A 14,761-nucleotide genomic window follows, 5' to 3' on the forward strand; every position below is an offset into this window, starting at 1 on the left:
CAGCGTCCGTTACCGGCTGCGCGCTTTCCGCCTGGGCGGCTTTCTTCGCCTTCGCACGGGCAACAGCCGCTTCAACCGCCGCTTTACGCGGATCGACTGCCGCCTCTTCACTGGCCTCGCTCCCGGCCCCGGCTGGCGTCATTTTCTTCGCTTTGGCGCGGGCAATCGCCGCCTCAACCGCCGCTTTACGCGGATCGGTAGTCTGACGACTCAGCGCCTGAGTTTCTGCCTGAGCCTCGGCCTGACGCAGACGCGCCTGCGCATGACGGGCTTCACGCTGCGCTTCAGCAGCGGCTTCATCAGGTTCGGCACGACGGGCGGTGGCCCGCGCTTTCGCTGCCGCCAGCTCGCCGTTGTCACTGCGGGCAACGCGCTGTTTCGCCTCTTCATGTCGCGCTTCACGCGCCTGCTTCTCACGTTCCAGCCGGGCCTGGCGCGCTTCAAAGCGCGCTTTGGCTTCGAGGGTACGTTTCGCTTCCAGATCGATGGCGCGCAGCTCAGCTTTTTCCTGCCGGTAATACTGCACCAGCGGAATATTGCTCGGGCAGACATAGGCGCAGGCACCGCACTCAATGCAATCATCAATGTGATGCGCGCGCGCCTTATCGTGGTCGCCGCCCTGGCTGTACCAGTAAAGCTGCTGTGGCAGCAGTTTAGCCGGGCAGGCATCAGCGCAGGCAGAACAGCGAATGCAGGACTGCTCTTCGTCGTTGTTACCCATTTCGCTGCTGGACGGGGCCAGAATACAGTTGGTGATCTTCACCACCGGCACGTCCAGCGACGGCAGGGTAAAGCCCATCAGGGGACCGCCCATGATCACCATCTGGCGCGGGCCAGGACGGAACCCGACCTGATGCAGCAGATGGCTGATAGGCGTGCCGAGACGGCTCCAGACGTTGCGCGGCTGGGCGATCGCCTCGCCGGTCAGCGTCACGACGCGTTCTGTAATCGGTTCACCATTGATAATCGCGCGCTTAACTGCCCAGGCGGTACCGACGTTCTGCATCAGCACACCAATATCGGTCGAGCGTCCGCCGTGCGGAACCTCCATCCCGGTCAGGATGCGGGTCAGCTGTTTAGCACCGCCAGAGGGGTATTTGGTCGGGATCACCCGTATTTGCAGATCGCGCTCGCCGCCTAACGCCTGCTTCAGTGCCGCAATGGCTTCAGGTTTATTATCTTCGATGCCAATCAGCACCCGTTCTGCCTGTAATACCCAGGCGAGAATCCGGCTGCCTTCCAGCACTTCAGCCGCGTAGTCCTGCATCAGACGGTCATCCGCAGTGATGTAAGGCTCGCACTCTGCCGCATTGATGATCAGGGTTTTGACACCGCGCAGACCGCCTTTAAGCTTGGTGGCGGTCGGGAAGCCCGCGCCGCCCAGACCGGCAATCCCGGCATCGTGAATACGCTGCACGATGTCGGCGCGCGGATGCTGGCGGTAATCGGGCAGGGGATCAAGCGGCATCCAGCGGTCTTCGCCATCGGGCGTCAGGAAAATGCACAGCTCTGACAGGCCAGACGGATGGGCGGTCATGTGCTGACCGATATCCTCGATGGTGCCGGAGGTCGGGGCATGCACCGGTAACATCCGGCCGGTGCCAAAGGTCAGGGGCTGACCGCGCAGCACCTTATCGCCCGGTGCCACGCAGATTTCACCTTCGTGACCGATGTGCTGTTTCAGCGGGATGATAAAACGGTGCGGCAACGGCAGTTCGCTCAGCGGGGTACCGTTGGACTGGGTTTTCATTTCCGGCGGATGAATGCCGCCCTGAAAATCCCAGATCTTATCTTTTTTGAAAAAATTCAACAAATTAAGCATGAGTTTCTACCGGAATCACCCGCACCGGAATGCTGTTCAGATCCCACTTCCAGTTGGCAGGCGTGGTCTCAACCGGCCGCATCTCGATGCAGTCAGTCGGGCAGGGCGCAACACAGAGATCGCAGCCGGTGCAGACATCGCTCAGCACGGTGTGCATGGCGCGGGTCGCCCCGACAATCGCATCTACCGGGCAGGCCTGAATACACTTGGTGCAGCCAATGCAGTTCGCTTCATCGATAAAGGCCACGGTGCGAACCGGCGCTTTGGCGGTTTCATCGCCATCAATCGGCTGCGGCTCAACGTTCAGCAGCTCTGCCAGCTTGAGCATGGTCTGCTCACCGCCTGGCGCGCACTTGTTGATGGCTTCACCGTTGTTGCCCACCGCATCGGCATACGGGCGGCAACCGGGATAGCCACACTGCCCGCACTGACTCTGCGGCAGAATGGCATCAATTTGCTCAACGATTGGGTCTTCTTCGACCTCAAAGCGGCGCGAGGCGTAGCCCAGCAGCGCACCGAACACCAGGCTCAGCGCACTTAATACAGCAACTGCTATCCAGATCGCGGTCATCAGAATTTCACCAGACCGGTAAAGCCCATAAATGCCAGCGCCATCAGGCCAGCGGTGATCAGGGCAATGGAGTTACCTTTGAACGGGGCCGGGACGTTAGCCAGCACCAGACGTTCACGCATGCCGGCGAACAGCACCATCACCAGCGAGAAGCCAAGTGAGGCGCTAAAGCCGTACAGGGCCGCCTGCAGAAAGGTGTGATTCAGATTGACGCTCAGCAATGGCACGCCCAGCACCGCGCAGTTGGTGGTGATCAGCGGCAGGAAAATGCCCAGCAGGCGATAGAGCGACGGACTGGTTTTACGTACCACCATCTCGGTGAACTGCACCACCACCGCGATCACCAGGATATAGGCCATGGTGCGCAGGTAGACCAGATCGAGCGGCAGCAGAATCAGGTGATTCACCAGCCAGGCACAGATTGAGGCCAGCGTAATCACGAAAGTGGTGGCCAGGCCCATGCCGATTGCCGTCTCCAGTTTTTTGGAAACGCCCATAAACGGGCACAGGCCAAGGAACTTCACCAGCACGAAGTTATTTACCAGCACAGTACCAACAAAGAGAAGCAGATAATCGGTCATTTTTTCGCCTGAAATCCAGAAAGCGGCTTATTATCATTGATAGTGCGGCGTATCTCAACCGCTACGCCGCAACCGGCCGGGCAGACCGCACTCAGAATTAAATTCCTGACACAACTCACAGCGTTAGGGTTCAATAAAGGTGCTTTTTACCCGCTTTGAGCGTTTGAAGTAGGGGGCAAACACCGCTGCGGCCGCCAGTGAAAGCAACAGCGTCTGTAAGGCGCGGCTGTCGGTTACCGGGGTAAAGGCAAAGGTTTTCAGCGCCAACAGCACGGTAATCAGCAACCACAGCAGATAATGGCGCGGTAAACGGCGTGAGCGCTTAAAGAACAGCCAGCTAATCCACAGGCTGTAAGCCCAGACCGCCACGGCGGTCAGCAGGGAGATGGCCCAGTAAGAGAAAAGGGTGCTGCCATGGGAGAAGAGTGTCGCGCGCCATTCCGGATTAAACAGCGGTGTAAGGTACATCGCCATTACCAGCGCAGTGGTTAACAGGGTCATAATCAGCCAGGCCAGCGGCAGCAAAAGCCAGCCACCGATGCGCGGCGCAGCAACCTGTTCATTCATAGCGGTAATTCCTGTCTTGGGAAGTCGAAGCGCAGCAGAATAGCATGTCCAGATGGGGCGCGCCCGCCTGGACAACGTAACCAAAAAAATCAGGCAGCAGGAAGTTATACCACGTAGCGCCACACCGTCTTAGGCACACAGCCAAGATCATATAACCGTCCGCCCGACGCCAGTTCGGCGCGCCGATGATCGGCAGCACGGTACATATTGATGATATCCATCTCATCGGTGAGCGAGTAATTGAGGTGATCGAAGAGCTTTTCCAGACTGTCTGAGTTATTCACTTTACGAAATTTAAGCAGGTAGTCGTACGCAGTCATCATTGCCATAACAGTAGAAGGAACTAAGGAGTGCTCAGTATAGGGGGCAAGCTAAACCTGTCCAGATCCTGTGATCAAAAAAAGGTGAAAATCAGATAAACGACCGGAATACGCCGCTAAAAGCCCATTTTTGCAGGTTTATTCGCGGATAGGGCCACCTGCCCGCGGTGCTGAACCGGGAATTCTGCAACATCGCCCGTGTCAGAAAATAATCCCTCCGCGCTGACGTGCCAGGCGTGTCACACCGCGTCCGGACGGTTTTTGCCTGGCCTGCGTGGTGAAGGCCAGCATCCGGCCTGCCGGCAGCAGCGTGGCAGGTGGCTGACCGGCGCGGCAGATAGAGTGAATGCGCAGATTTTAATAACGCAATGTTGACTAAAAATGCCACTCTGCAGCCGCGCTCAGGGTAACAAACGGACCGGCCAGGGTCAGATTATGGTGAGCAATGATTTTTTCTACGGTCAGATGGGGATTATCCACCGTGGTGTGGGCATCAGAAACCAGCACCACTGAAAAACCGCAATCTGCGGCTGCCCGACAGCTGGTATCGACGCAAAACTCGGTTTTCATCCCGGTCACCACCAGCTGTTTAATCCCTTGTTCTCGTAACTGGCTCAGCAGCGGCGTATCTCTGAAACAGCTGGGGGATTTTTTGATAAAAACACCCTCCTGCGCGTCAACGCCCAGTTCCGGCAACAGACGGGTTAACGGGCTCCGGGCGCTGAATGGGGAATCATCGGGTCCGGTATGGCGTGCAAAAAAGATCGGGACCTTAGCCTGACGCGCTTTATCAATCAGCAGGCAAATATTCGCTAACACCCTATCGGCGTGATGAGGCGTGACAGCTCCCCTGAACAGGCCCTGTTGCATATCGATGACTAATAATGCGCTTTCAGATGAACTCATGTTGTTTCTCCATTCAGAGGGTTAAGAACGGAGAACAGGTCCCCGTCCGGTTGGGCGGGGAACGAAGATCTGTTTGTCAGGTGCCGGTCACAGATACGCTCACGCCGCCGCTTAAAGCGGTGCGGGTGGTAGTGGTGGTGATCGAACCTGAGATAAACATGATGTTGCCTTCAGTGGTGACTGCTGAACGAGTGGTGACTAATGAACAACACGCTAACACAGATGGTGCAGTAAATACGCCGCAGCGGAGTAAAAAAACGCTTGGTCAGGGTCGCACTTAACCCGGCAGTGCGCATTGCCTGCCGTCGTCTCAGGCCGCCCGTCGTGGTCAGACGGCGTCGCGCTGTCAACCGATCGCCCGCAGAAGTCGCCAGAGAAACGTTTCGCCCGCCAGTCACCTGAAAAATGCACTATGTAGGCACTATGCGAGCGCTACGCTAGCACTATGCAAGCAATGTGCGGGCAATCACAAATCCCATTTTTTGTTCATCCCGCAGGCGGATAACCCATTTTGTACGCCTGGCTGTAATCGCTTTCAGTGGGGCTGCGCATAAGCGATTCTGTTTATTACAATTATTTAACCCGTCCTGATTTCACTTTCAGTTGTTTTATCCATAACAGCCTGCGCTATAAAACGGTTGATGTTGACGTAACTCCTTTAAATTGCTCAATTTTGTGAAGCATGTCGCCATTATGCACCCTTTTTTAGTCCAGGCTAAGCGGGCTCTCTACCCTAAACAGCAAATGCCCTTCAGAGGAATAAAAACTATGTGGAAACGTTTACTTCTAACCACGCTGGTCAGCGCCGCGTTGACCGGACCAGTGCTGGCTGCGGACATGACGGTCGGCTTCTCGCAGGTGGGTTCGGAATCTGGCTGGCGCTCCGCCGAAACCAACGTGGCGAAAAGCGAAGCTAAAAAACGCGGTATCACCCTGAAAATCGCTGATGGTCAGCAAAAACAAGAGAACCAGATTAAAGCGGTTCGCTCGTTTATCGCCCAGGGCGTTGACGCCATCTTTATCGCGCCGGTGGTGCAGACCGGTTGGGAACCGGTGCTGGAAGAAGCCAAAGACGCCAAAATCCCGGTCTATCTGCTGGACCGCGCCATCGTAGTCAAAGACAAATCGCTGTATCAGGCGGTTGTCACTGCGGATAACGTGCTGGAAGGCAAGCTGATTGGCGACTGGCTGGTGAAAACCGTCGGCGACAAACAGTGTAACGTGGTGGAACTGCAGGGCACGGTCGGGGCCAGCGTGGCGATCGATCGTAAGAAAGGCTTTGCTGAAGCGATCAGCGGTCATCCGAACATCAAAGTGATCCGCTCTCAGTCCGGCGACTTTACCCGCAGCAAAGGTAAAGAGGTAATGGAAAGCTTCATTAAGGCGGAAAACAACGGCAAGAACATCTGCATGGTTTACGCACACAACGATGACATGGCGATCGGTGCCATCCAGGCGATTAAAGAAGCCGGTCTGAAGCCCGGCAAAGATATTCTGACCGGCTCGATTGACGGCGTACCGGATATCTATAAAGCGATGCTGGCAGGCGAAGCCAATGCCAACGTGGAGCTGACGCCAAACATGGCCGGCCCGGCCTTTGATGCGCTGGAGAAATTTAAGAAAGAGGGCACGCTGCCGCCAAAAGTGATCAAAACCGAATCGAAACTGTTCCTGCCTGCTGACGCTCAGCGGGAACTGGAACGCAAAAAAGGCATGGGTTACTAAGCCGCAGACCGCCCTGCGGGGCGGTTTTTCATGACGTGAGGCGGAGTTAGCAGAATGACCACACACAATGAAACATCGCTGTTAACCATCAGCGGCGTCAGCAAAGGATTTCCCGGCGTTAAAGCGCTGAACAACGTCTCGTTTGATATTCGCAAGGGCGAGATCATGGCGCTGCTGGGCGAGAACGGCGCGGGGAAGTCAACCCTGATCAAAGTGCTGACCGGGGTCTACAGCCGCGATGCCGGCACCATCACCCTGAACGGTAAGCCGATTACGCCGCACAACACTGCCCAGGCGCAGGAGATGGGCATTGGTACCGTTTATCAGGAAGTGAACATGCTGCCGAATATGTCGGTAGCCGATAACCTCTATATAGGCCGCGAGCCACGACGCTTCGGCATGCTCGATCGGCGGCGCATGGTGCGGGATGCCGATGCGCTGATGCGCAACTACGGTTTTTCACTCGACGTGACGCGCCCGCTGGGACACTACTCGGTGGCGATGCAGCAGATTATCGCTATCTGCCGCGCAGTCGATCTCTCCGCCCAGGTGCTGATTCTGGATGAACCAACCGCCAGCCTCGACGCCAGTGAAGTGGAGATGCTGTTTACCCTGATGGCGCAGTTAAAAGCCAAAGGGATGAGCCTGATTTTCGTTACCCACTTTCTCGACCAGGTTTACCGCATCACCGATCGCATCACGGTATTACGCAACGGGCAATTTATCGCTACCCGCGACACCGCCTCGCTGCCGCAAATTGAACTGATCAAACTGATGCTGGGGCGCGAACTGCTGGAGACGGCGCTGCAGCGGCAGGGCAGCACCCTGCGCAGTAATCAGCCGGTGGTATCGTTTGAAGATTACGGCAAAAAAGGCACCATCGAGCCGTTTAATCTGGAGGTCCGGCCGGGTGAAGTGGTCGGTCTGGCAGGACTGCTGGGCTCGGGCCGTACCGAAACCGCAGAAGTGCTGTTTGGTATTCGCCGCGCCGATCGCGGCACGGCAAAAATCAAAGGCAAGGTGCAGCGAATCACTAACCCGGCTCGCGCCTCGCAGCTGGGGATGGGGTTCTGTCCGGAAGATCGTAAAACCGACGGGATTATTGGCGCGGCATCGGTGCGCGAAAATATCATTCTGGCGTTGCAGGCGCAGCGCGGCTGGTTACGACCGATTAAAAAGCGTGAGCAGCAGGCGATCGCCGAACGCTTTATCAAGAGCCTGGGCATTCGTACGCCACACGCCGATCAACCGGTGGAGCTGCTGTCGGGTGGCAACCAGCAAAAGGTGCTGCTGTCGCGCTGGCTGGTGACTAAACCGCAGTTTCTGATCCTCGACGAGCCGACGCGCGGCATTGACGTGGGCGCGCACGCGGAGATTATTCGTTTAATTGAATCCTTATGTGCTGATGGACTGGCGCTGCTGGTCATCTCCTCTGAGCTTGAAGAACTGGTGGGTTATGCCGATCGGGTGTTGATCATGCGCGATCTGAAGCAGGTGGCAGAAATTCCGCTGGAGCAACTTTCGGTAGCGTCGATCGTCAATGCTATCGCTGACGGAGGGGCACAACATGCTTGAGACCCCTATGACACCTGAAAAACCGCAACGCCGTAAGCTGAAACTGCCACCGGGCATGCCGCAAATCGCGGCGCTGCTGCTGGTGCTGCTGATCGATAGCCTGGTGGCAAATAACTTTTTTGCTGTCCATCTGCAGGATGGCCGACTGTTCGGCAGTCCGATTGATATCCTCAATCGCGCTGCGCCGGTGGCGCTGCTGGCAATTGGCATGACGCTGGTGATCGCCACCGGCGGTATCGATCTGTCGGTTGGGGCGGTGATGGCGATTGCCGGCGCGACGGCAGCGACCCTGACCGTGGCCGGACACAGCGTGCCGTTTATCATTGCCGTGACGCTGGCTACCGGTCTGGCCTGCGGTATCTGGAATGGGGTGCTGGTGGCGCTGCTGCGTATACAGCCGTTCGTCGCCACGCTGATTCTGATGGTGGCGGGGCGCGGTATTGCCCAGCTGATTACCCAGGGTCAGATCGTTACCTTCGACAGTGACAGTCTTGGCTGGTTTGGCAACGGTTCGCTGCTGATGTTGCCGGTACCGGTGTGGATCACTCTGCTGGTGGCGCTGGCGGTCTGGCTGCTGACTCGCAAAACCGCGCTCGGCCTGTTTATTGAAGCGGTAGGGATCAACCTGCGTGCCGCGCGCAATGCGGGCGTCACCGGCTGGCTGGTGGTGATGTCGACCTACGCCATCAGCGGCGTTTGCGCTGCGGTAGCCGGGCTGATTGTTGCTGCCGACATTCGCGGTGCGGATGCCAATAACGCCGGATTATGGCTGGAGCTGGATGCGATTCTGGCGGTGGTAATCGGTGGCGCTTCGCTGATGGGCGGACGCTTCAATCTGGTGCTGTCTTTGATCGGTGCGTTGATTATTCAGTCGATGAACACCGGTATTTTGCTCTCCGGCTTCCCGCCAGAGCTGAATCAGGTGGTCAAAGCGGTGGTAGTGATGTGCGTGCTGTTACTGCAATCACCCCGGTTTATTGCGATGTTAAAACGGAGACGCCCGACATGATCAAACGCCATCTGCCGTTGATGATCACCTTGCTGGTGTTCGTCGCGGGTTACCTGTTCTGCCTGAGCCAGTTTCCGGGCTTCGCCTCAACCCGGGTCATCTGCAATATCCTGACTGATAATGCCTTTCTGGGCATTATCGCGGTCGGTATGACTTTTGTGATTTTATCCGGCGGTATCGATCTGTCGGTCGGCGCGGTGATCGCCTTTACCGGGGTGTTCCTGGCGCGGGCGATTGGCGATTTCCACCTCGATCCGCTGCTGGCTTTTGCGGTAATTCTGGCGCTGGGTGCCTTGTTCGGCGCGATGATGGGCTGGTTGATCGATGCGCTGAAGATCCCGGCATTTATTATCACCCTGGCCGGCATGTTCTTTCTGCGCGGCTGCAGCTATCTGGTGTCGGAGAACTCGATTCCGATCGATCATCCGTTCTATACCATGCTCTCCAGCCTGGCGTGGAAAGTGCCAGGCGGCGGACGTCTCAGCCTGCTGGCGGTGATTATGCTGGTGGTGGTGCTGGGTGGGATTATTCTGGCGCACCGTACCCGCTTTGGTAATCAGGTCTACGCGATTGGCGGTAACCTGACCTCGGCGCAGCTGATGGGGGTTTCGACCCGTGCCACCACCATCAAAATCTATATGCTCTCTACCACCTTAGCCACGCTAGCCGGTATCGTCTTCTCTATCTACACCTCGGCCGGTTATGCGCTGGCGGGACTGGGCGTGGAGCTGGATGCGATTGCTTCGGTAGTCATCGGCGGCACGCTGCTGTCGGGCGGGGTCGGAACGGTGCTGGGTACGCTGTTCGGCGTGCTGATTCAGGGGCTGATCCAGACCTGGATTAACTTCGACGGCACCCTCAGCTCGTGGTGGACCAAAATCGCCATTGGTATCCTGCTGTTTGCCTTTATCGCGTTACAACGTTTGCTGACGGTGATCTGGGATCGCCAGCAGAATGCACCGGTAAAACGATTGAGTTCCTGACTACCTGAGTATCCCGCTAGAGGGCGGCTCGCCGGAGCCGTCCTTTACTGCGCCAGACGCAACTTCATCACCGTGACCTCTTCACCCGCTATGTGCCGCTGTTCCACCGCCTGCCATCCTGAGCGCTGATAGTACCGTTGCTGATCGGGCGTATAGAGCCACAGTTCACTGATTTGTTGTTTGATTGCTGTCGCAATCGCCTGTTGGATCAACGCTTTTGCCACGCCCTGACCCCGGAATCTCTTATCTGTGACCACCTCACCAATCCAGTATTCCCGCGCGGCAATGTCATCCAGTTCATAGCGAATGATGCTACAGGTCGCGATCACCGTTTCGCCATCCGGCGTGGCAATAAGGGTAAATTCTGCCGAAGGTTTCTGATTGCGCTGTTTTAAACGCGCAACAATGGCAGGCGGGTGAGACCATGCAGGAAAATGTGACCATTCACTGTGCAGCAGCTGTGCGGTTTGTTCGGCGTAGCGGGGATGTTGATTCAGCTCGGCAATAAGCATGTGCGGGGCACCTTTATTTTGTCAGGCATCAAGCAATACAGGCTGGTGGGTTAAAGAGCAAGATCATGAAGAGGTTACATTGCAGTAAAGGATGTTTTTATATCCGGCTAAAACAGTCGCTGTTAGATGAAGGTGCAGGGTCAGGAAAGGCATGCCCGATCGCAAAGGATTCCCGCATCCCTGCGGATCGGCCGCGCCATCCCCGGCGCGGACGCTTTGCTCTTCAGGCATGCCTTTCCTTCCCGGCTGGGCTGATGCATCGTTTTAAGAAGCAGGAAGCGGATAGTTTTTATTGGGGATAGCATAAAACAGTCGCTGTTGGCGGAGGGTGCAGTGCCAGGAAAGGCATGCCCGATCGCAAAGGATTCCCGCATCCCTGCGGATCGGCCGCGCCATCCCGGGCGCGGACGCTTTGCTCTTCAGGCATGCCTTTCCGTCCCGGCTGGGCTGATGTATCGCTTTAAGAAGCAGGAGAGTGGACAGTGTGAGGCGAGTATCCCGGCAGCCGGGGCTACAGGGATCTGTTGACGGCGATGTTACGGAACGCCCGCCATCCCGACTAAATAGCACCGTTTTTATAAAAAAAAACCGATGCCGCATAAGCCTGCATCGGTGGTTTGATTGATTCTGGCGCGCTGCTAATCATTAAAATGAACAGCGCTGCCGCAGTGCGTAATTAACGTTTCAGCCGGTAGTACGCTTCGTTCCAGCGCAGCGCATCTTTGAAAGCAGGTAAACGTGTATGCTCGTCAATCACCAGCACTTCGATGTCGTTCATCTCACCGTACAGATACATATCATCCAAAGTCAGCGCCTGGCTGAACACCGTATGGTGCGCGCCGCCGCCCAGAATCCACGCTTCGGACGCGGTCGCCAATGACGGCTGGGCTTTCCACAGTGCGCGCGCAACCGGCAACTTCGGCAGCGGTTTCGGCTGTTCAATCGCATCTACCACGTTAACCAGCAGACGGAAACGATCGCCCATATCAATTACGCTGGCATTAATCGCACGCCCGGCTGGCGTTGAGAAAATCATGCGGGCCGGATCGGCTTTATCACCAATGCCGAGGAACTGCACATCGATTAATGGCTTCTCTTCAATGGCAATCGACGGGCAGACTTCCAGCATGTGGGAGCCGAGCACCAGATCGTTACCCGGTGAGAAGTGATAGGTGTAATCCTCCATAAATGAGGTACCACCTTTGCGATCGCCCGCCAGCACTTTGAAAATGCGTAACAGCGCCGCGGTTTTCCAGTCACCTTCACCGGCAAAGCCATAACCCTGACCCATCAGACGTTGCACCGCCAGTCCCGGCAACTGCGTCATACCGTGCAGCGTCTGGAAGTTGGTGGTAAATGCCTGACAGCCTTCTGCTTCCAGGAAACGCTTCAGGCCCAGCTCGATACGCGCTGCATCCAGCACGTTCTGCCGTTTTTCGCCGCCCGAGGCCGCCACATCGGTAAAGCGATAGAGGCTTTCGTACTCATCGATCAACGCATTGACGTCGCCATCACTGACCTGATTGATCACCTCAACCAGATCGCCGACGCCCCAGCCGTTGACGGCATAACCGAACTGAATCTGCGCCGCGACTTTATCGCCTTCGGTAACCGCCACTTCGCGCATGTTATCGCCAAAGCGCGCCACTTTTAGCTGCTGGCTGGCCTGTTTCGTCAGCGCCGCACGCATCCAGTTACCCAGACGCTGCTGGCTGGCACCGTCCTGCCAGTGACCGGTGACCACGCTGTGCTGCAGACCCATCCGTGCGCCGATAAAACCAAACTCACGGCCGCCGTGTGCGGTCTGGTTCAGGTTCATAAAGTCCATGTCCATGCTGTCCCACGGAATTTCAGCATTGAACTGGGTATGGAACTGCAGCAGTGGTTTATTCAGCACGCTCAGGCCGCCGATCCACATTTTAGCCGGCGAAAAGGTGTGCAGCCAGGTAATGATGCCAACGCAGCGGGTGTCATGATTCGCGTCGCGGCACAGCGTCAGCGCTTCATCCGGTGATTTCACCAGCGGTTTCAGCTCCAGCTGCAGCGGCAGGCCAGCCTGATTTAATCCCTCGACTACCTGACGCGCATGCTGTTCTACCTGGCGTAACGTCTCCGCACCGTAGAGGTGCTGCGTGCCAATCACAAACCACACGCTGTAGCTGTTTAACTGTTCCATAAAATCACTCCTTTACTTTGAGCCTACCCCAATAGGCTATTTTATTTGTCAGTCTGAACCTGGGCAGTGCTCACAATCCTCACGTACTCCGTGTACGCTCCGGTTGTTCCGCGCTGTCCGTGTCCAGACTGCCTGCAACAATTACGCCTACTGGGATAGGCTCTTAGCGGAAGCGGGGCGAGCGGCGTATTGCGGTTCAGCCGTCACGCACCATTGTTGATAGCGTTGATAGAGTTGTTGATAGCGTGCCACGCGCGCCGGATCGGGCTGCAGGGTGACGGCAATCGGACTGGCCATCACCTGCTGTGCCTCGGGCACGCTGGAGTAGACGCCGGCCGCGACGGCGGCGAAAATCGCCGCGCCCAGCGCACAGCATTCATCAGAGGCGACGATATCCAGTGGCCGGTTCATCACGTCGCAGCAGGCCTGCATAATCGCTGGCGATTTACGCGCGATGCCGCCGAGGGTCAGGATGTTTTCTACCGGGATCTGCTGCTGCTCGAAGCACTCCATAATGGCGCGCGCACCAAACGCGGTGGCGGCAACCAGCCCGCCAAACAGCGCCGGTGCGTCAGTGCCGAGGTTGAGATCGGTTATGACCCCTTTCAGGCGCTGGTTGGCATTCGGGGTGCGGCGGCCGTTGAACCAGTCGAGCACCACCGGCAGGTGGTCGAGCTGCGGATTGGCAGCCCACGCCTCGGTCAGATCTTTAATCAGCGTTTTCTGCATTTCTGCCAGTTGCGGTTTCAGCGCCGGATGACGCTCAGCGGCCAGTTGCAATGGCCAGCCCAACAGGCGGCTGAACCAGGCATAGATATCGCCAAAAGCAGACTGTCCCGCTTCCAGCCCGACAGCACCGGGCATCACGCTGCCATCAACCTGACCGCAGATACCTTTAATTGCGCGATCGCCAACCTGGTCAGCATCGGCAATCAGGATGTCGCAGGTGGAGGTGCCAATCACTTTGACCAGGGTATACGGCTTCGCGCCGCCGCCGACTGCGCCCATGTGGCAGTCAAACGCACCGCCGGACAGGGTGACCGTCTGCGGCAGACCGAGCCGCTGCGCCCATTCCGGGCTGAGGGTGCCGACCGGCAGGTCAGCGGTCCAGGTGTCGCTGAACAGCGGCGAATCGAGCTGCTGAGTGAGCAGCGGGTCCAGCGCATTGAGGAAGTCCGCTTCGGGCAGGCCGTTCCAGTCGCCGTGCCACAGCGCTTTATGTCCGGCGGCGCAACGGCCACGCCGCAGCCGGTCGGGTGCCGTGGTGCCGCTCAGTAACGCCGGTACCCAGTCGCACAGTTCGACCCACGAGACTGCCGCGTCACGCACCGCCGCGTCTTCGCGTGATACGTGCAGAATCTTGGCCCAGAACCATTCTGAGGAGTAAATGCCGCCGATATAGCGGCTGTAATCCTGAAAGCGGCCGCTGTGGCATAGCTGATTGATCTCTTCCGCTTCTTCAATTGCAGTGTGATCTTTCCATAACACAAACATGGCGTTGGGGTTGTCGGCAAATTCGGGGCGCAGCGCCAGCACGTTACCGTCGCGATCGATGGGGGCCGGGGTCGAGCCGGTTGTGTCGACGCCAATGCCGACTACGGCGGCGCGCTGCGTTTCGCTGAGCGCATTCAGAACGCCGAGCATCGCCTGTTCCATCGCATCGATGTAATCCTGTGGATGGTGACGAAAACGGTTGGTGTGTGGATCGCTGTATAAGCCCTGTTGCCAGCGCGGGTAGCTGACCACCGCACTCTGCAGCTCTTTGCCGCTGTGACAATCAACGGCCAGCGCACGCACCGAATCACTACCAAAGTCCAGCCCAAGGGTGATGGCTCCAGCACGCATCGGAATCTCCTGTAGTTAATGAACTCCTACATCCTGTGACCGGCGCGCCAGAACGGTTAGTCATGGCTGGCTGACAATATGCACTTTTCTGTCATCGACAGTGATTTTGTGATCCATTGCAAAAGTTAACGTCCGGTTAAATTTGCTGAATATATGGACCATTCTGCCG

At 57.3% G+C, this 14,761-nt stretch carries 12 protein-coding genes and 1 pseudogene; 4 read left to right on the forward strand and 9 right to left on the reverse strand.

Annotated features, from left to right (window positions below):
* The 6 genes from rsxC to FHW04_RS04620 form a co-directional block, all read right to left on the reverse strand.
* Positions 1 to 1,822, reverse strand: a 1,822-nt coding sequence (rsxC, locus tag FHW04_RS04595; RefSeq protein WP_179420066.1) for an electron transport complex subunit RsxC, incomplete at its 3' end; no start/stop codon positions are given.
* On the reverse strand, positions 1,815 to 2,393 hold the full coding sequence (gene rsxB, locus FHW04_RS04600) for an electron transport complex subunit RsxB (protein WP_031377347.1): 579 nt from the start codon (positions 2,391 to 2,393) through the stop codon (positions 1,815 to 1,817). The genes rsxC and rsxB, both read right to left, overlap by 8 nt.
* Entirely contained in the window at positions 2,393 to 2,974 is a 582-nt protein-coding gene (gene rsxA, locus FHW04_RS04605; protein ID WP_031377346.1) for an electron transport complex subunit RsxA, read from the reverse strand. Before rsxA ends, rsxB begins: the two co-directional genes overlap by 1 nt.
* A gap of 123 nt (positions 2,975 to 3,097) precedes the next feature.
* Complete coding sequence (locus FHW04_RS04610) at positions 3,098 to 3,541, reverse strand: DUF2569 domain-containing protein (RefSeq protein ID WP_069728255.1); 444 nt, start codon at positions 3,539 to 3,541, stop codon at positions 3,098 to 3,100.
* A 104-nt stretch (positions 3,542 to 3,645) separates the two neighbouring features.
* On the reverse strand, positions 3,646 to 3,861 hold the full coding sequence (ydgT, locus tag FHW04_RS04615) for a transcription modulator YdgT (RefSeq protein ID WP_031377344.1): 216 nt from the start codon (positions 3,859 to 3,861) through the stop codon (positions 3,646 to 3,648).
* Positions 3,862 to 4,236: 375 nt separating this feature from the next.
* A complete protein-coding gene (locus FHW04_RS04620; RefSeq protein ID WP_089561519.1) occupies positions 4,237 to 4,767 on the reverse strand; it encodes a cysteine hydrolase family protein in 531 nt (176 codons plus the stop codon).
* A 768-nt stretch (positions 4,768 to 5,535) separates the two neighbouring features.
* Between FHW04_RS04620 and ytfQ the strand changes: the two genes are divergently transcribed.
* The 4 genes and pseudogenes from ytfQ to yjfF all read left to right on the forward strand — a co-directional run bounded on the left by ytfQ (position 5,536) and on the right by yjfF (position 10,059).
* The gene (gene ytfQ, locus FHW04_RS04625) at positions 5,536 to 6,492 is read left to right on the forward strand and encodes a galactofuranose ABC transporter, galactofuranose-binding protein YtfQ (RefSeq protein WP_031377342.1); all 957 of its coding nucleotides are present in this window, start codon (positions 5,536 to 5,538) and stop codon (positions 6,490 to 6,492) included.
* Positions 6,493 to 6,546: 54 nt separating this feature from the next.
* On the forward strand, positions 6,547 to 8,067 hold the full coding sequence (locus FHW04_RS04630; RefSeq protein WP_046288343.1) for a sugar ABC transporter ATP-binding protein: 1,521 nt from the start codon (positions 6,547 to 6,549) through the stop codon (positions 8,065 to 8,067).
* Positions 8,060 to 9,083: pseudogene (ytfT, locus tag FHW04_RS04635) on the forward strand (galactofuranose ABC transporter, ATP-binding protein YtfT); the annotation flags it as partial. The gene FHW04_RS04630 and the pseudogene ytfT, both read left to right, overlap by 8 nt.
* Positions 9,073 to 10,059: a galactofuranose ABC transporter, permease protein YjfF gene (gene yjfF, locus FHW04_RS04640; protein WP_031377340.1), complete on the forward strand. Its 987-nt coding sequence runs from the start codon at positions 9,073 to 9,075 to the stop codon at positions 10,057 to 10,059. The pseudogene ytfT and the gene yjfF, both read left to right, overlap by 11 nt.
* 44 nt (positions 10,060 to 10,103) lie before the next feature.
* Here the strand turns inward: yjfF and FHW04_RS04645 are convergent, their stop codons facing one another.
* The 3 genes from FHW04_RS04645 to FHW04_RS04655 form a co-directional block, all read right to left on the reverse strand.
* Positions 10,104 to 10,571: a GNAT family N-acetyltransferase gene (locus tag FHW04_RS04645; protein ID WP_089561520.1), complete on the reverse strand. Its 468-nt coding sequence runs from the start codon at positions 10,569 to 10,571 to the stop codon at positions 10,104 to 10,106.
* 676 nt (positions 10,572 to 11,247) lie between these two features.
* Positions 11,248 to 12,747 (reverse strand): L-arabinose isomerase, encoded by a 1,500-nt coding sequence (gene araA, locus FHW04_RS04650; RefSeq protein ID WP_046288341.1) that lies wholly within the window; start codon positions 12,745 to 12,747, stop codon positions 11,248 to 11,250.
* Positions 12,748 to 12,894: 147 nt separating this feature from the next.
* Complete coding sequence (locus FHW04_RS04655) at positions 12,895 to 14,592, reverse strand: ribulokinase (RefSeq protein ID WP_046288340.1); 1,698 nt, start codon at positions 14,590 to 14,592, stop codon at positions 12,895 to 12,897.
* Positions 14,593 to 14,761: the final 169 nt, after the last annotated feature.

This window comes from Pantoea sp. AN62, assembly GCF_050432985.1.
GTDB classification, from domain to species: Bacteria; Pseudomonadota; Gammaproteobacteria; order Enterobacterales; family Enterobacteriaceae; genus Pantoea; species Pantoea brenneri.